A 17,401-nucleotide genomic window follows, 5' to 3' on the forward strand; every position below is an offset into this window, starting at 1 on the left:
AATATCAAATTATCGGTATATTAATACGCTCTGGCAAACAGTACGGTATGCTTCGCATCATCACCGCAAACGAGACATTTCGTCTTCGTCTCGCCCGGCTCAAAAGGTATGTTCCGGCTGGTCGCCCCGGTCTCCTGCTTTACGGTATCCTCGCAAGCCTCGGAGCCGCACCAACCCGCCAGGGTAAATCCGCGCTTCTCTTCCATGCTCGCCTTCATCTCGTCCAGTGTATCCACCGAATAGAAATGATCCTCGCGGAACTGCTTCGCGCGGTTATACATTTCTTGATGCACCTGCTCCAGCATGCTCTGAACCTCTTGGACCAGATTGGCCTGCTCGACGACTTTCTTCTCGCCGGTGATTCGGGATACCAGCACGCAAACCCCGTTTTCCATATCACGAGGTCCGATCTCCAGTCGCACCGGAACGCCGCGCATTTCATACTCATTAAACTTCCAGCCCGGGCGCACATCCGGATTATCGTCCACACGAACCCGGATACCGGCCGCTTTCAATTCACGGTAGAGCTCGTCCGTACGGCCAACCACGGCATCACGAGTCTTCGGAGGACCGATCGGAATCATAATGACCTGAGTCGGCGCAACCTTCGGCGGGAGCACCAATCCTCGGTCATCCCCGTGAACCATGATCAAGGAGCCGATCAGACGCGTGCTGACGCCCCAAGATGTGGTGTGGGCATACTCCAGCGTATTTTCGCGGTTCAAATACTGAATCTCGAAGGCCTCCGCAAAATTGGTGCCCATATAATGGGACGTCCCTGCCTGGACAGCTCGTCCGTCCTTCATCATAGCTTCGATGGAGAACGTGTCGACGGCTCCGGCGAACTTCTCCGATGGCGTCTTCTGTCCTTTAATCACCGGAATAGCCAAATAGTTCTCAACAAAATCCTGGTAGATGTCCAGCATTTGCATCGTTTCTTCCCGAGCCTCGGCTTCGGTTTCATGAGCCGTGTGGCCCTCCTGCCACAGGAATTCGCTTGTACGGAGGAACGGCAGCGTTCGCTTCTCCCAACGTACCACGTTCGCCCACTGGTTGATCTTCACCGGGAGATCGCGATAGGATTGAATCCATTTGGAGTACATATGCCCGAACATCGTTTCGGACGTCGGTCGAATCGCCAGACGTTCCTCCAGCTTTTCTCCTGCCGCCTCGGTTACCCATGGCAGCTCCGGATTGAAGCCTTCTACATGCTCTTTCTCTTTCTGGAAGAAGCTTTCCGGAATGAACAGCGGGAAGTACGCATTGCGGTGCCCCGTTTCCTTGAAACGGCGATCCAGCTCCTCCTGGATATGCTCCCAAATTTCATAGCCGTCCGGCTTGAACACGATGCAGCCCCGGACCGGCGAATAATCCATCAGGTCCGCTTTTTTGATGACATCGATATACCAGCGGGAGAAGTCCTCTCCTTGCGGCGTGATCTCCGTCACGAATTGTTTATCCTTCGATTCCTTCGACATAAAAATCCTGTTCCTCCCATTATTAAAACGCTTCTTCGGGCGATTGTGCTGTAAGCCTGCTTCCGAATGCGGCGCTATTGGCGATATGTGTAAGCAGGCCCTGCGAATGACGGTTCGTATCACTCGTGCATTCGGGAAGAGGCCTGCCGGTAACGGAAAACCCCAGGAGGCTAAAGATCCGAGAGCTTCAGCGTAAAGCCGCTCCTATGCAAAGAGAGCTTACGGCTGATCGCTGCACGGGTACACCCCGCTGGATGTTTTATCCGTTGATTAAGCGAAGTATGTCATTGTACGTCACGGCAATCATCAGCAGAAACAGCATCGCAAAGCCGATAAAATGCACCATGCCTTCCCGGTTCGGATCAATCGGCTTCCCGCGCAATGCCTCTATGCCGAGGAACACGAGCCGGCTGCCGTCAAGCGCCGGAATCGGCAGCAGATTGAAGATGCCGAGATACAAGCTCAATATGGCCGCCCAATAGGTCAGCTGTTCAATTCCTTGCTTCGCGATCTGTCCGGTCACTTCGAATGTGCGGACCGGGCCTCCAAGATCATCCATCGAGAATTGCTGGATCAATTGCCTGAACCCTTGGAAAATAATGCTTGTCGTGTCTACCATCGCGGTACCCGCGCCCGTAATCGTCTCACCGATGCCTGCCGATCTGGTCGGAAGCTCAGGAACGATCCCGACCTTGCCGCCTTCCTGGCCTTCCATCGTGCGCGGCGTCAGTGTCAGCTCGAAGGATTCGTCGCCGCGGCGGACGGTCCAATCCATCGGCTTGTCCTTGGATGCGGCGATCAATTCGATCATCTTCTGATAATCCGAGCCGATGGCAACACCGTTAATGCTCTCGATGATGTCACCCTTCTTCAGGTTCGCCTCATCGGCCGGCATGCCTTTTGTAATCTCTCCGATCTGCACATAAGTCGGATTTTCGACCGGAATGCCCGCCATCTGAATATGCAGCGCGAACAGAACAAAAGCCAGAATAAAGTTCATCACCGGCCCGGCAAAGATGGCCAAGGCTCTCTGTCCGACCGTCTTGCTGCCGAACTGGCGGTCTCTTGGCGCGATCTGGGTCTCAATGCCTTTGGCCACGGTCATCGCCTGCGGGTGAATCTGGTACTGCTGGTGCTCGCCGTCCACATCCAGCCGCACCGACAGCCGATCCACCATATCCATGAATTCGACCTCTCCGCGGATCACGTTCTTCCGGTTGTCGAGCTGGTCTAAATAAATCTTCTTTACCTGATTGTCCGAATTCAATCGGACCGCAATCGTCTGACCTGGATGAATTTCAACCAGTTCAGGGTCTTCGCCCGCCATGCGCGCATATCCGCCGAAAGGCAGCAGGCGAAGCGTAAACTGCGTTTCGTTGCGTTTATAAGAGAACAGCTTCGGTCCAAAGCCGATCGCAAATTCCCGCACCAAGATCCCCGCACGCCGGGCAAAGTAATAGTGCCCCCATTCATGCACTGTGACAATGACAAAAAACATGAGCACCGTTAAAAAAACGATCCGCAGCATTTCCAAATCCGTACATCCCCCTTTTCCTCTGAGAACGCAGTATGTCCCTATAGATTATCATTATTCTCCTGTCGTCCACAAGAGAATCACAAGCTGTCAGCTTTTTTCAAGGGAGATTATGATGTGACATCTGATCCTATAGTCTGGAAGCAAGCTCGCGCGCGGATTGATCGCTCGCTTCGATCGTTTCGAGCGTCGGCTCCGAATGGATCTCGTGCTGCTCAAGCACTTGCTCGATGATCTCTTCGATCCGAAGGAAGGAGATTTCCTTGCGCAGGAACCGGGCAACCGCCACCTCGTTGGCAGCATTGAATACGGTTGGCGCCGTCCCTCCCATTTTACCACATTCATAGGCAAGCCTTAAACACGGAAAGCGTTCAAAATCCATTTCTCGAAAATTCAGCCTGCCCGCTTCCGCCAACGAAAGCCTTGGTGCCGGAGAATTCCAGCGTTCCGGATACGTCAGGGCATACTGGATTGGCACTCTCATGTCCGGGTTGCCTAACTGCGCGATAATGCTGGAATCCCGAAACTCGACGAAGGAATGAATAATGCTCTCCGGATGAAGCAATACGGAAATCTGCTCGTAGGGAAGTCCATACAGCCAATGGGCTTCGATCACCTCAAGCCCCTTGTTGACCATCGTTGCCGAATCAATCGTGATCTTGGCCCCCATGGACCAATTCGGATGCTTCAATGCGTCCTCAACCGTTACGTTCACCAGCTGCTCCCGCGTGTAGTCGCGAAAGGATCCGCCGGACGCCGTTAACGTGATCCGCTCGATATCCTCGTACCGTTCCCCGTTCAAGCACTGGAATATGGCCGAATGCTCGCTGTCGATGGGAAGAAGCTTGACCCCTTTCGCCGCTGCCGCCGCAGTCACCAGATGCCCTGCCGTTACCAGTGTCTCCTTATTCGCAAGTCCGATGTTCTTCCCCGCTTCGATGGCCGCCAGGGTGGATGGGAGTCCCATGCTTCCCACGACCGCCGTGACCACCAGCTCGGCATCCGTTCCGGCGGCGATCTCGATCAAGCCTTCCCGCCCATAGAACACTTCCGTTCCGGCAGGCAGGGAATGCTTCACCAGGTCCGCGAGCTCCTTGGTTGCGACCGAAACTTTACGCGGCCCAAATTCCTTCGCCTGCTGAAGCAGCAGCTCCACGTTGCTCCCAGCAGCCAAACCTTCGATCTGAAACTGGTCCCGATGCATCCTGGCGACATCCAAAGTCTGTGTACCGATCGAGCCGGTAGACCCGAGAACGCTGATTTTCTTCATAAATACATCTTTCCTTTCCATCAGTAAGGCAGAAGGCCAAGCATATGTACGAACGGGAATACGACGATCCAGCTGTCGCAGCGATCCAGTATTCCGCCGTGCCCGGGCAGCAGGCTGCCTGAATCCTTAATGCCGTACACCCTCTTGTAGGCGGACTGCACCAGATCTCCCAGCTGACCGATGACGGCACAAGACAGACCGATCAGAACGGCTTGTCCGGCCGATAATAATCCATTCGAGAAAAAGGAAAAGATCAGGGATGTGAACACAGCGATGACGACACCGCCAAGTGCACCCTCGATCGTTTTGTTCGGACTGATGGAAGGCCACAGCTTATGCCGCCCTGCCGCCTTCCCGACAAAATAGGCCCCGGCATCGCTCGCCCAGATGGAGCCCAGCAGAAGGAACGTCCAAAAGATGCCGTGACCGTCCTCCGCATGCCGCGACTCGGCGATGAAGGAGAAGCCGATGCCGACATAGACTGCACCCAGGAACAGCAAAGCGACCCGTTGAATATCAATGGCATTCTTCGTGGTCACCGTTGCCAGCAGGAACAGCAGAAGCAGGAGCCATATCGCGTGTTCCCAAGGGAGCTGAACATCGATATTCAGCAAATTCCACGGGAACACCAGCAGCAGCACTCCTGCATAACCGATCCACGCCGTTCCACCGAACGGCGCCGTTTTCGTCATTTTCACAAACTCATAGTATCCGATGAGTGCCATGGCCAGGATAAGAAGATGGTACGACAGTCCACCGATGAAACATAATCCCAAAAAGACCGTGCCCGCTATAATTCCGGTAATCAATCGCTGCTTCAATATGACCCATCCTCCATCGGCTACGACAGTCCACCGTAGCGCCGTGTTCTATGTTGATAATCGGCAACTGCCGCGACCAAATGTTCTTTGGTAAACTCCGGCCAATAAATGTCGGTAAACCATAATTCGCTATAAGCAAGCTGCCAAAGCATGAAATTGCTCAAACGCAATTCCCCGCTCGTCCGGATAAGCAGATCCGGATCCGGCAAATCGCCTGTGAGGAGCCGCTGACCGATCAGTTCCTCGGTTATATCTTCAGGACGAAGAATTCCGTCACGCACTTCCTGCCCGAGCGCTTTAAAACTCTCGGTGATCTCTTTCCGGCTGCCGTAATTAAGCGCAAAATTCAGCACAAGCCCCGTGTTGTCCGCCGTTCTGGCAACGGCCTCTTCCATCGCGGACACCGTATGGGACGGCAGGTCCTCCGGATGCCCCATCATTCTGACCTGGACATTCTTCTCAATGAGCTCTTCCAGCTCAATGGCCAGGAACTCCTGGGGAAGCTTCATAAGAAAATCCACTTCCTCCTTCGGCCGAGTCCAGTTTTCCGTCGAAAAAGCATACATCGTCAATATTTTGATCCCTAAATCATCGGCGGCGATGGCCGCTCTTTTGACAGCCTTCATGCCGTTCTGGTGACCGACGATTCGCGGCATGCCGCGCCGTTTAGCCCAGCGTCCGTTACCGTCCATAATAATTGCCACATGATGAGGGATGTTGTCCGGAGAGAGCTGATGCGTCTGCTGACTGTCCTCCTGATTCAACCACGATCGAACCCGTTTGATCATTCCATTTCCTCCAGGCTTCTTTCTGCAAAAAAGAGACAAACCCCACCATAACCGGAGGGGCCGCAAGTCTCTTACACTTCCATAATCTCTTTTTCTTTGGCAACGAGGACTTTGTCGACTTCCGCGATAAATTTATCCGTCGTTTTCTGGATATCTTCCTGATGTCTCCGGGACTCGTCCTCGGAAATATCCGTTTTCTCCATCTTTTTGATGTCATCGTTGGCATCACGGCGAATGTTGCGGATGGCCACTTTCGCTTCCTCGCCGAATTTCTTGGTCATTTTGACCAATTCGCTTCTGCGCTCTTCCGTGAGTGCAGGAATCACCAGGCGGATTTGCATGCCGTCGTTCGCCGGCGTCAATCCGAGATCCGATTTCATGATCGCCTTTTCGATATCTGCCAAAGACGACTTATCCCAAGGCTGAATCATCAGTGTCCGGGAATCCGGCGTGCTGATGTTTGCCAGTTGGTTGATCGGCGTAGGCGCTCCGTAGTACTCAACCGTAATCCGGTCGAGAAGGGCTGGCGCTGCCCGTCCTGCGCGCAGCGTAGCCAGATCGCGTCTCAAAGCCAAAATCGCTTTTTCCATGCGTTCTTCTGCGTTCTTTTTCACTGATTGCGGCATTAATCTACACTCCCTTTGACAATCGTTCCGATTTTCTCACCCAGAACGACACGCTTGATATTGCCTTGCTCCGTTATGGCGAATACGATGAGCGGAATGTTGTTGTCCATACATAACGATGAAGCTGTAGAGTCCATTACCCCAAGGTTTTTGTTCAATACATCAAGATACGTAAGCTGCTCGTATTTCTCAGCAGTTTCATCCTTAAATGGATCAGCGGAATACACTCCGTCCACTTTGTTCTTAGCCATCAAAATCACTTCTGCTTCGATTTCCGCTGCGCGAAGCGCTGCAGTCGTATCGGTGGAGAAGTATGGGTTACCCGTTCCCGCCGCGAAAATAACGACACGGCCTTTTTCCAGATGTCTTATCGCTCTGCGACGAATATACGGTTCTGCAATTTGCTGCATGGAGATGGATGTTTGCACACGGGTCGGCACTCCGATTTGCTCCAATGCATCCTGAAGCGCCAGGGAATTCATCACGGTTGCGAGCATCCCCATATAATCCGCAGTCGCTCGGTCGATCCCGTTCGCGCTGCCGGCAATGCCGCGCCAGATGTTTCCGCCGCCGCAGACGATGGCCACTTCCACACCAAGCTCTACGACATCGCGAACCTGCTCTGCGATTGAACCGATCGTATCCGCATCAATTCCATATCCGTTCTGACCTGCAAGGGATTCCCCGCTAACTTTCAATATGACTCGTTTATATACAGGCTGTTCCAAATGATAACCCTCCACTTTAAGACGGCGCCTCGTTGTACAGACGCCCGTTTGAAAAACGACAGACAGACACACCGGCACTGCTTGACGGTTAAAAAAATCGGGTAAACACATCCGTCTCAAGTAGAAACATCCTGGTCGTCTAATCAGACTATAGTCGGTTCTCTCTAACGAGATAAGGGTAGTCTCTACTCCGGGCTGCATCGCATTCTTATCTCTCTTTAAAAAAGAAGGAACACGGGTGTGTTCCACTCTTTCCTCTTACTTATATTAGCTCATTCGAATTAATTATTCACCTGAGCCATAACTTCTTCTGCGAAGTTTTCTTGTTTCTTCTCAAGGCCTTCGCCCAGCTCGAAGCGAGCAAAACGACGGATCGAGATGTTCTCGCCGATCGTGCTGATTTTCTCGTTCAGCAGCGTATTGATGGTTTTGTCCGGATCCTTAATGAATGCCTGCTCCATCAAGCAGTTCTCTTCATAGTATTTGTTGATGCGGCCTTCAACCATTTTTTCAACGATTTTCTCAGGCTTGCCTTCGTTCAGCGCTTGGTTCTTGAGAATTTCCTTCTCTTTCTCAAGCTCCTCAGCAGGAACTTCCTCGCGTCGAACATATTTAGGGTTTGCTGCAGCGATGTGCATTGCGATATCGCGGGCAAACTCTTTGAATTGATCGGTCTTGCCGACGAAGTCGGTTTCGCAGTTGATTTCAACGAGAACGCCGATGCGTCCGCCGCCGTGGATGTAGGATTCTACAACACCTTCAGTTGCGATACGACCTGCTTTATTCGCAGCTGCCGCCAAACCTTTTTCGCGAAGAACCGCGATCGCTTTATCGATATCACCGTTTGTTTCGTCCAGCGCTTTTTTGCAATCCAGCATGCCTGCGCCTGTTCTTTCGCGAAGTTCTTTTACCGCACTAGCTGTTACTGCCATTTCAATTCCCTCCAAATTGGTATTGATGAAGCGGTAGCCTCGGTCAAGGTTTTATTCGCCGGAAACGGCGAGGTCCAACCCAAAGGCCGCTTCGCCTTCTAAGTATTCATCATTTGCAAAATCATCTTTAGATATCAGACTCTTATGTACTGACATCTTAAAAAAAGGGCGGTGAGAGGTTATCCACCTACCAACCACCCTTTTCATTTAATTCATGGTTATACGTTTAATCCCGATTAAGCGGTTGTTTCTTCACCTTGGTGAGCTTCAACAACAGCGTCGGCCATTTTGCCTGTCAGCAATTTAACCGCACGGATCGCGTCATCGTTACCTGGGATTACGTAGTCGATTTCATCCGGATCACAGTTCGTATCCACGATGCCTACGATTGGGATACCCAATTTGCGGGCTTCCGCAACAGCGATGCGCTCTTTGCGAGGGTCGATTACGAACAATGCGCTTGGAAGACCCTTCATGTTCTTGATGCCGCCCAGGAATTTCTCAAGACGATCTTTCTCTTTGCGGAGAAGGATAACTTCTTTCTTAGGCAGCACTTGGAACGTGCCGTCTTCTTCCCAAGATTCGAGCTGCTTCAAGCGGTTGATACGCTTCTGGATCGTTTCGAAGTTTGTCAGCGTTCCGCCGAGCCAGCGTTGGTTGATGTAGTACATACCGCAACGCTCTGCTTCTTCCTTAACGGAATCTTGAGCTTGCTTCTTCGTGCCGACGAACAGGATGGTTCCGTTCTCAGCAGCAATGCTTTTCACAAAGTTGAATGCTTCTTCAACTTTCTTGACCGTTTTTTGCAGGTCGATAATGTAGATACCGTTTCTTTCAGTGAAGATATATTTATCCATTTTCGGGTTCCAGCGACGAGTCTGGTGACCGAAGTGAACGCCAGCTTCCAAAAGCTGCTTCATGGAGATTACTGCCATCTTCACGCACCTCCTAAATTTGGTTTTTGTGTGTCCCTCCGCCAAGATCATTTCCCGTCAAGACTCCCGCTCTTCGCAGAAGCACCCTTTACGGAATCACTCTGGCGTGTGTTTTAACACCGTCAATTACTATAACATAACCGAAGGCAGGTTGCAATGTCTTTTGTGCATGTCCTAAACGGCCCATTTCACCCCTAAATAAGGCCCGGTTATGACTTCAAAAAAAACCGTTCGCAACCAGAAGTCTAGTTGGACGGTTTTGCCGTTATTTTCGTTATGATCGAGCCGTAATCCTCGCCCGCCGTGAACGTGTACGTTCCGCTCTGGATAAAGCGGTTAATCCTCTTCTCGGTTGCTTTGTCGATGAATCCCTGCCTGTCCTTGATCACCCCGGCTGCAAGCAGACTGTCGGCCACATCGCTGAGGTTGTTGCCGGCAGGCACGCGGACGGTTATCGGAGCATTGGCTTTAGCCGGCGCCTTGGGCTCCGAAGGTGCTGCTGCTTGCTGCATCTCCTTGGTCTTTGCGGCTTCAGGCTGATCCGGCTGTTTAGGCTGCTTCGGCGTCTTTCGCTTATCCGTCCCGGTATTGTCAGCCGGTTCCGAAGGCTTGTCTTGTTCATCAGCCTTAGGCTGCTCCCCGCCCTCAGACGTTTCCTCGCTAAGCTGCTTCTGCTTCCACTGCTCAGCGGTCAAAAGCTCCTCGGATTTGTCCAGCACTTGCATATCCATTGCTTCGGCCGCAGCCTGCAGCTCTTCCTTCGTCAGCTCCCCGGTCAATGAGGCTTTGGTCAGCTGTGCCCCTTGGCCGATCAGCATAAGCTGAAGCAGCACGGCTCCTGCCACGATGCCGAGGCCCAGTCCCATCATGAAGGTTCGGTTCCTGATCATACGGATTCCTCCTGTCTGGCCAGTTGAATAATCAGCTGAACCTCGCCGCGCTGCATACCCGAAGCCTTGGCAATCATATCGATCGATTTACCCTGATCATACCATTCGAACAGTTCGGCGTATCGCTCCTTGATTGAAGGCATATGCGGCTCCGCCTCCCTATTCGAAGCAGCGCCCGCCTGGCGATCTTCCGTCACCGATGACAGCACCTTCGCAAGCTGGTCCTCCGCAGCGCGGAGCCTGTCTTCGGATGCGGCTGCCTTCCTCTCCAATTCCACGATCCTTGCGCTCCATTGCTCCGCCTGCTCCTGCTGCTCGATCAGCTTGGCGCTCTGTTCTTCCTTCATCTTCCGGATCAGCTCTACCAGCTGCTCGTTCTCCTGCTGGATTTCGGCCATGTATCCTTCGAGCGTAGCCTCGACTTCCTTCACCAGCTGTTCCCCGGATGCGCTCTCCTCCCGGCGTTTAGGCAGCATGAACGCATACAGTACGGCCGCTGCGCCCAGCAAAACGATGTATATCCATGGATACAAAACGATTAACTCCTTTGTGTACTTAATATAAGAGGCTGTTCAAAAAGACCGACTCCTCGAACTCCCACTATAATGAGATATCCAAGTTTCTTCCTTTATAGGGATGCTCAGCCGGATGCTCGGCAGCCTCCTTCGATTCGTCGCCGTCCGCGCTCTGGCCCTGCTGTCCTTGCGACCGGCGGCTGCCATCATCGCGCACCGCGGTTTCAGACGACTCGCTGACCTCGGCGCTCCGCTTGGCTTCGGCCCGGCTGTTCTTGATCTGCTCGCCAGCAAGCAGATTTTGGTCATTTTGCGGACGCTGCTGAAGTTCATTATGCAATTTTCCAGCCTCATTCGTTCTCGGTACGGCAATTTGCATTTCGACAGATTTCAAACTCAAGTGAAGATCACCTCATTATAATAGGATCATTCCCACATGCATCTGCTCGATCAACTACATAGGCCTCATACGCAGCTCTCCTCTGCGACAAGCTCCTACAATAACGGCACCATCGTGACATCTCCCTCATGATAGTAAAAAGAAACCCGCTGCGTGGGATCCTTGATGAAGCGGGTATACCGGCCGATCACAATTTTGGCTCCGCCGTATATGGTCTTGACGACGTTAACCCTCGCTTTTCCGGTATCCTCCAGCGTCTTTTCGATTTCCAGCATCCGTTCCTTAATTGCCGTCTGTTCCGCCATATTGGACTTTCTCGTTGCATTCAGCTTGATCCGCATCGCCATCTTGTCCGGAGACAGCTGGCCGGTCGACGCCAATTGATTCAGCAAATAAAGCGCTTTATCCGTCTTGTCCACACTTTCGATCAACTGCTTCAGCTGTGCGCGAAGCTCGGCCAATTCGTTGCGCAGGTCTGGAAGCACACCGACCTCAATGACGGTCGCCGTTGACATGCTATTGCCGACAGTTCGTGCGACGACCATCTCTCCGGCTTGCAAAACGCCGCCGACGACCAAGCCTTTCGTTCCATTGCATTCGATATTCCGACCCGCGCGGATGTTGGAGTGCATAATGCTCTGGGAAACGATCACGTTCGCTCCGGCAATGACATTTCCGTCCTGGATAAAGGAGCTCTTCACATCCTGGCCGGCCTTGACGTATCCTTTGTTATAGCCGATAATGCCGCCGGAAATATCGATCGAGCCCTCTGCATCAAGCTCGGCGCCTTCCACAAAACCCGTCACCCGGATATCGCCGGCCGCCTTGATTCGAAATCCGGTCAGGACATTTCCGCGGACAACGACCGTTCCGACAAAGTCGATATTGCCGATGCTGTAATCGACGTCCCCATTAATTTCGTATACCGGAAACACGTTGATTTTTCCCTTGTCGGTCCTTGTAAGCAGACCATCGATCGCCGCATACATCGCCGTTTTCTCCGCGTTTACCACTACGTTTTTACCGATCTTGAAATGAGCTTCCTTTCCCGGCTTGCTCGGGATCTCTTCACCGGTGACCGTCGTCCCGGGCTCTCCCTTTGTCGGTGGGACTCGGGTCGCCAGCAGCTGGCCCTTCTTTACATTATTTAAACGAATGATTTCTTTATAATCGACTTTGCCGTCCTCAATCTCGAGCGGCTTTACATGGGTCTGCCCTCCGAAATCGACGGTGAATTCAATTCTTCCGTTCTGTCCGTGTACAGGCTCCGTTCCGATGGCTATCGGCGTTCTGCTGTATTGATATTCCTCCGCATGACCGGCGATGCGCTGCAGGATATCCCGCTGGATCCCGTAACGAATGCCATGACTTCGCAAGAACTGCTCCAGCGCTTCAATCGAGCAGGAGAACCCGTCCTCCCATTTCGTGAACTGAATATAGGCGATAACCTTGTCATCCGAAAACGTGACGCTCATGTACTGATCCAATGCATAATCTAGAGACAATCCAGCCAACCCCCTTCCTAAATGGCAAGCGTCAATCGTTTTGCATCAGCAAATCCCGATCTTTATCAAGCGCGCCCCGTAGTCTCATTATCGCCTTGGAGTGAAGCTGTGAAATACGCGATGGTGATAACGACATCACTTCAGCGATTTCACTAAGTGATAAGTCCTCATAATATAATAATGAAACGACGGTTCTTTCCTTTGGGGTTAATTTACTGATCCCTTTCTTCAGCGCTTCCCGCAGGTAAAATTCATGCACCTTATGATCCGGATTTTTTGCTTTCTCGTCAACCAGAACCGACATGCGTGTCTCCGACTCCTCCTCGCGAATCGGATCCTCCAGCGATGTCAGCGTCATCACCGCCACCTCCTGCAGCATGTGCCGAAATTCCTTCTCGGACACCTCCAGGTAGCTGCTCATCTCCGAATCGCTAACGCTGCGCAAATACTTTTGTTCAAGTTGCTGGTACGCAGTTTCGATCTTCTTCGCCTTCTCTCGGACGGAACGAGGCACCCAATCCCCCTGGCGAAGCGAATCAAGGATTGCGCCCCGAACCCGCCAGGAGGCATAGGTTTCGAACTGCAGACCGCGCTTGTAGTCGAATTTCTCGATGGCATCGATCAGCCCCATAACGCCGTTGCTGGCGAGATCTCCCTTCGAGACGTTCTTGGGAAGGCCGATGGCCAAGCGGCTTGAAACATAGTCAACGATGTGCAAATGATTTTCGATTAATTTCTTTTTCGCTTCCGGGTCCCCATCTTCCTTCCATGCACTCCATAAATCCGCATGATTCAGCATTGTAGCCTTACGTTCGTCCAATTGCCTTCACCCTCCTTATTTTTCCGCAAGGTGACGAACGGCCTTGGCCAGTTCCTCGGGATCTTTAGTTGAGACCAGCTTGGGCGGGTTGAGCGGAACGAATCCGCCCTTGCCTTTGCTGCCGTTTTCGGAGTGGATCATATCCATCAGCTCCTCATCTTCGTCCGGCGTAGCCAGATCAAGGACGGCCCCTCGTTCATCCTCTTGAGCCGTTCCGGTATCGGCGCTCTTCCCTGCCTTCGGGCTGTTTCCGTTTCGGCCGGCGATGATGTCCAGCAGCCCTTTCAATAAGAATGCCAGCACAAACCAGATCACGAAGGCGAGGAACGCCCGGGCCATACTGGTTGTCCATAGATTGTTGCGTATGGAAAAAATAAAAGTGAAAATAAATCCGGCAATTCCCGATAGGATATAAAAACGCAGTTTTTCCATCATCTCTACAGTTCCTTTATGCCCTTTTGTACACTTCGCACGGTAAATTTCCCCGTCGAACAGTCCAGTTCCACGGTTCTTCCGTAATTTTCTCCAGTATCCTCCGCAATGAGGGCAATGCCCATCTGCTGGAGTCCCTCTTTGCACGATTCGACATTCCGAGGGCCGATCCGCATGGTATCGCCGGCTCCGGCAAAGGAGAACATTTGCGCGCCGCCGGCCATTTTTGCAACCAACCTGGCTTGAACGGCGCCCAGTCCCTTCATTTTGTTCAGAAGGACCGGAAGGGCCGTGTCCGCATACTTCGCCAGATTCAGCTGCCCCTCCCTGGCAATCGAGGAGGACGGAAGCATGATATGGGCCAGCCCCCCGATCTTCGCAACCGGATCATACAAGGTCAGTCCGACGCAGGAGCCAAGCCCGGTCGTGCGCAATATGCCGTTTGGACCTGCGACGTTCAGATCCGCCATGGCCACCTTCACGATGCTTTGCTCATCAATCATGCTCTAAAGGCACTCCCAAGGCTTCGAATATTTGCGCGAACGAAGGTGGATCGGGTATGAGAAAAAACTGGCCTTCCACTTCATTCTGTCCCTCTAGAAACGTCGTGTTGATCAAGAGCGCATCGTCTCCCATTTCTCCGAATTGAAGGAGTCCGTAGCTTAATATGGCGCCCGCCATGTCCATGGCCAGTCCCGGAACGGTCGGCGTCATGGATAAATTGGTAAAATCCGCAAGCGAGGAAAGATAGGAACCGGCCAGGATGTTGCCGATTTCGCACAATGCCGACAGCTCCATCTCGGAGAATTGTTCGTCCTCCGACACTTCGATGCCCGCCAGGTTCTGGAGCAGATTTTTTCCCGCTTCAGGGCTCATGATAAAGAACAGATTGCCCGGTGCGCTGCCTTCCACCCGCAGGAAGACGGCCAGCACCACTTGCTCGCTGCCGCCCACGCTTTCCGCGATTTCTTTAAAAGGAAGCAGCTGCACTTTCGGTACGGCCATATCGATGGGCTTGTCCAGCAAGCGGGACAATGCCGTTGCAGCATTCCCCGCACCGATGTTCCCCACTTCCTTCAGCACATCCATCTTGACTTCCCTGCCATACTTAAACAGCTCCACGATTAATCCTCAAGGCCTTCAAGCTGAATAATTTCGCTCTTGTTCAGCACTTCGGACAGATTCAGCATGACCAGAAGGCGCTCCTCTCCTACCCGCGCGACGCCGCGAAGATATTTCGCTTTAATCCCGCCGACAACTTCTGGCGGTGAATCGATGTCGTCGGTATTAAGGTCGATGACGTCGCTGGCGGAATCGACGATAAAGCCGACCTGCATATCGCTGACCGCAACGATGATGATCCGGGTTTGATCGGTCGGCTCCACCTCAGCCAATCCGAAGCGCCCCCGCAGATCAATAACCGGGATGACTACGCCGCGAAGGTTGATCACACCTTTTACAAAAGCGTAGGTTTTCGGTACGCGCGTAATCGGCATCATCCGTTCAATCGTTTGAACCTTATCCACCTCAATGCCGTATTCCTCAGTGCCGAGCTTAAAGACGATAACCTTGATTTCTTCTCCCATGACTGAATCCTCCTTTAAATTATGTGGCCTGCCGCTATACGAATGAAACTTGTTTTACTTAATGAACGCATTCGCATCGATAATAAGAGCAACTTGTCCGTCGCCGAGGATCGTTGCCCCGGAAATTCCTTGAATCGCCGGCAAGTATTTGCCCAGATTTTTAATAACGATTTCGCTTTGGCCGATAAAATCATCGATCGCGAGCGCGGCTAGACGATCGCCTTTTCGAATCACGACAATTTCGGTTTCTTCTTCCTGCTCATCATCGAAATCCGGCACCTCGAACACCTTGCTGAGCGAAATAATCGGTATCATCGAATCGCGGAAGTGAACCATGCGGCTGCCGTGCACATTTTTGACGTGGCCGCGTTTGATGACAGCCGTTTCCACGATGGATGACAGCGGGATCGCATATTTCTCGGAGCCCATCTTGATCAGCATGGCTGCGATGATCGACAATGTCAGCGGAAGCTGTACAGAGAAGTTGGTTCCTTTCCCAGGGGTCGAATAGATGGTCACGTTGCCGCCAAGCGAAACGATCTTGGATTTGACGACGTCAAGCCCTACTCCGCGGCCCGATACGTCGGATATTTTCTCCGCCGTGCTGAATCCCGGAGCAAAGAGCAGCTGATGCACTTCTTCATCCGACATCGACTCCGCTTCGGACTCGGTAACCACACCCTTCTTGAGCGCATTCTGCAAGATCTTCTCACGGTAAATGCCCCGGCCGTCATCCTCAATCTCAATGAATACGTTGTTGCCGCTGTGGAAGGCCCGCAGATGGACCGTTCCGGTTTCCGGCTTGCCGGCGGCTATCCGGTCCGCGACAGGCTCGATGCCATGGTCAGCCGAGTTGCGCAGCAGGTGGACCAGCGGATCGCCGATTTCGTCGATAACGGTCCGATCCAGCTCCGTATCGGCCCCGGTGATAATGAGATCGATTTTTTTATCCAGTGTTTTCGCAAGGTCCCGGACCATCCGCGGAAAGCGGTTGAAAACTGTATCCACGGGAACCATGCGCAGCTTCAGCACGATATTTTGAAGATCGCTGCTGACCCGGCTCATATGCTCGACAGTATCGGTAAGCTCCTGGTTCTGGGCCTCGCTCGCCAATTGCTCAAGCCGTACCCGGTCAATAAGCAGCTCGCTGAACAGGTTCATCAGGACGTCCAGCCGTTCAATGTCCACGCGGATCGTTCGGGACGGGTTCGCCCCGCCGCTTCGGGCCGGAGCCTTCGCTTCCTTGGCGGCTGCAGGGGTGCTCTTCGACTCGGGTGCCGAAGGTGCCGAAGCTGCCGCAGCAGGCTGCTGCGCTTCCGGCTTGACGGTTTCGAGTGCTGCCGCAGCTTGTTGTACCATTTGCTGGAGCGTTTCATGATCCAGTGAGACAACCTGGGCTGTCTCGATTTCAGAAACGCCGAGGATTTGGCTCTCAATGTCCGCGGCTTCCCGCTGTGTTATGTAGTACAACGAAAATACGCGATCGAATTCACCTTGCTCAATGTCTTGAACGTCCGGATGCGTCTTTACGATTTCTCCGGATCTTTCCAGCGCCTCGAATACCATGTAGGCCCGAACCGCTTTAAGCTGGCAATCCTCGCGCAGGGTCACTTGTATATAGAGAACCTTATGGCCTTCCGAAATGGATTGTTCAAGCACCGAATACTGAAACTCGTCCAGCGTGATTCCGGGTTGGGAAGCCGATCCTTGATCAGCGCCTTGACCCTCTCCGGTTTGCGCTTGTTGCGCCGGGTTCTCTCCCCGGACGATGGACTGAAGAGCGGCCACAATCGAAGACACATCCGATTTGCCGTCACCTCCGGACGTAATATCCTGCACCATCGATTCAAGCGCGTCCAAGCTTTTGAAGAGCGTGTCGAAGATATAATCCTGCATCGTCAGCTTTTCATTCCGAACGAGGTCCAGCACATTTTCCATCTGGTGCGTTAACGAGGCGAGATCTTCGAAGCCCATCGTTGCGGCCATGCCTTTTAACGTGTGCGCCGACCGGAAAATCACTTGCACGATTCCCAAGTCGTCCGGATTGTTTTCTAATTGCAGCATGTTTTCATTTAATGATTGCAGATGATCATTTGACTCATCAATAAACATTGTCAAATATTGATTCATGTCCATTGAGA

Annotated in this window: 19 protein-coding genes; all 19 read right to left on the reverse strand. The window is 52.6% G+C overall.

From position 1 onward, the window contains the following. Positions 1-20: 20 nt before the first annotated feature. A complete protein-coding gene (proS, locus tag J2Z18_RS17940; protein WP_007128716.1) occupies positions 21-1,478 on the reverse strand; it encodes a proline--tRNA ligase in 1,458 nt (485 codons plus the stop codon). A 259-nt stretch (positions 1,479-1,737) separates the two neighbouring features. Beyond that, a complete protein-coding gene (gene rseP, locus J2Z18_RS17945) occupies positions 1,738-3,012 on the reverse strand; it encodes an RIP metalloprotease RseP (RefSeq protein WP_007128717.1) in 1,275 nt (424 codons plus the stop codon). A gap of 130 nt (positions 3,013-3,142) precedes the next feature. Next, positions 3,143-4,282 carry a 1-deoxy-D-xylulose-5-phosphate reductoisomerase gene (locus J2Z18_RS17950; protein ID WP_210095132.1) on the reverse strand — a complete coding sequence of 380 codons (1,140 nt, stop codon included), beginning with the start codon at positions 4,280-4,282 and terminating at the stop codon, positions 3,143-3,145. A 20-nt stretch (positions 4,283-4,302) separates the two neighbouring features. Further along, positions 4,303-5,103 (reverse strand): phosphatidate cytidylyltransferase, encoded by an 801-nt coding sequence (locus J2Z18_RS17955; RefSeq protein WP_007128719.1) that lies wholly within the window; start codon positions 5,101-5,103, stop codon positions 4,303-4,305. 20 nt (positions 5,104-5,123) lie between these two features. Further along, the gene (uppS, locus tag J2Z18_RS17960) at positions 5,124-5,891 is read right to left on the reverse strand and encodes an undecaprenyl pyrophosphate synthase (RefSeq protein WP_007128720.1); all 768 of its coding nucleotides are present in this window, start codon (positions 5,889-5,891) and stop codon (positions 5,124-5,126) included. Between the two features lie 71 nt (positions 5,892-5,962). Continuing rightward, complete coding sequence (frr, locus tag J2Z18_RS17965) at positions 5,963-6,517, reverse strand: ribosome recycling factor (protein ID WP_007128721.1); 555 nt, start codon at positions 6,515-6,517, stop codon at positions 5,963-5,965. Then, entirely contained in the window at positions 6,517-7,245 is a 729-nt protein-coding gene (gene pyrH / locus J2Z18_RS17970) for a UMP kinase (RefSeq protein WP_028405670.1), read from the reverse strand. Before pyrH ends, frr begins: the two co-directional genes overlap by 1 nt. Positions 7,246-7,526: 281 nt before the next feature. Beyond that, positions 7,527-8,177 (reverse strand): translation elongation factor Ts, encoded by a 651-nt coding sequence (gene tsf, locus J2Z18_RS17975; protein ID WP_007128723.1) that lies wholly within the window; start codon positions 8,175-8,177, stop codon positions 7,527-7,529. Positions 8,178-8,413: 236 nt separating this feature from the next. After that, a complete protein-coding gene (gene rpsB, locus J2Z18_RS17980) occupies positions 8,414-9,112 on the reverse strand; it encodes a 30S ribosomal protein S2 (RefSeq protein ID WP_007128724.1) in 699 nt (232 codons plus the stop codon). Positions 9,113-9,357: 245 nt separating this feature from the next. Beyond that, positions 9,358-10,002 (reverse strand): hypothetical protein, encoded by a 645-nt coding sequence (locus J2Z18_RS17985; protein ID WP_007128725.1) that lies wholly within the window; start codon positions 10,000-10,002, stop codon positions 9,358-9,360. Continuing rightward, on the reverse strand, positions 9,999-10,535 hold the full coding sequence (locus J2Z18_RS17990; protein WP_007128726.1) for a DUF6115 domain-containing protein: 537 nt from the start codon (positions 10,533-10,535) through the stop codon (positions 9,999-10,001). Before J2Z18_RS17990 ends, J2Z18_RS17985 begins: the two co-directional genes overlap by 4 nt. A 67-nt stretch (positions 10,536-10,602) precedes the next feature. After that, a complete protein-coding gene (locus J2Z18_RS17995) occupies positions 10,603-10,917 on the reverse strand; it encodes a hypothetical protein (RefSeq protein ID WP_007128727.1) in 315 nt (104 codons plus the stop codon). A 95-nt stretch (positions 10,918-11,012) separates the two neighbouring features. Next, the gene (locus tag J2Z18_RS18000; protein WP_007128728.1) at positions 11,013-12,422 is read right to left on the reverse strand and encodes a flagellar assembly protein A; all 1,410 of its coding nucleotides are present in this window, start codon (positions 12,420-12,422) and stop codon (positions 11,013-11,015) included. Positions 12,423-12,453: 31 nt separating this feature from the next. Next, positions 12,454-13,242: a FliA/WhiG family RNA polymerase sigma factor gene (locus J2Z18_RS18005; protein ID WP_007128729.1), complete on the reverse strand. Its 789-nt coding sequence runs from the start codon at positions 13,240-13,242 to the stop codon at positions 12,454-12,456. A 15-nt stretch (positions 13,243-13,257) separates the two neighbouring features. Further along, entirely contained in the window at positions 13,258-13,677 is a 420-nt protein-coding gene (locus J2Z18_RS18010) for a hypothetical protein (RefSeq protein WP_007128730.1), read from the reverse strand. Positions 13,678-13,679: 2 nt separating this feature from the next. Further along, complete coding sequence (locus tag J2Z18_RS18015) at positions 13,680-14,177, reverse strand: chemotaxis protein CheD (protein ID WP_007128731.1); 498 nt, start codon at positions 14,175-14,177, stop codon at positions 13,680-13,682. Then, the gene (locus tag J2Z18_RS18020; protein WP_007128732.1) at positions 14,170-14,796 is read right to left on the reverse strand and encodes a chemotaxis protein CheC; all 627 of its coding nucleotides are present in this window, start codon (positions 14,794-14,796) and stop codon (positions 14,170-14,172) included. Before J2Z18_RS18020 ends, J2Z18_RS18015 begins: the two co-directional genes overlap by 8 nt. A gap of 2 nt (positions 14,797-14,798) precedes the next feature. Then, on the reverse strand, positions 14,799-15,260 hold the full coding sequence (locus J2Z18_RS18025; RefSeq protein ID WP_007128733.1) for a chemotaxis protein CheW: 462 nt from the start codon (positions 15,258-15,260) through the stop codon (positions 14,799-14,801). Positions 15,261-15,314: 54 nt separating this feature from the next. Further along, positions 15,315-17,396: a chemotaxis protein CheA gene (locus J2Z18_RS18030; RefSeq protein ID WP_007128734.1), complete on the reverse strand. Its 2,082-nt coding sequence runs from the start codon at positions 17,394-17,396 to the stop codon at positions 15,315-15,317. Positions 17,397-17,401: the final 5 nt, after the last annotated feature.

The organism is Paenibacillus lactis, from assembly GCF_017873605.1.
GTDB lineage: Bacteria > Bacillota > Bacilli > Paenibacillales > Paenibacillaceae > Paenibacillus_AQ > Paenibacillus_AQ lactis.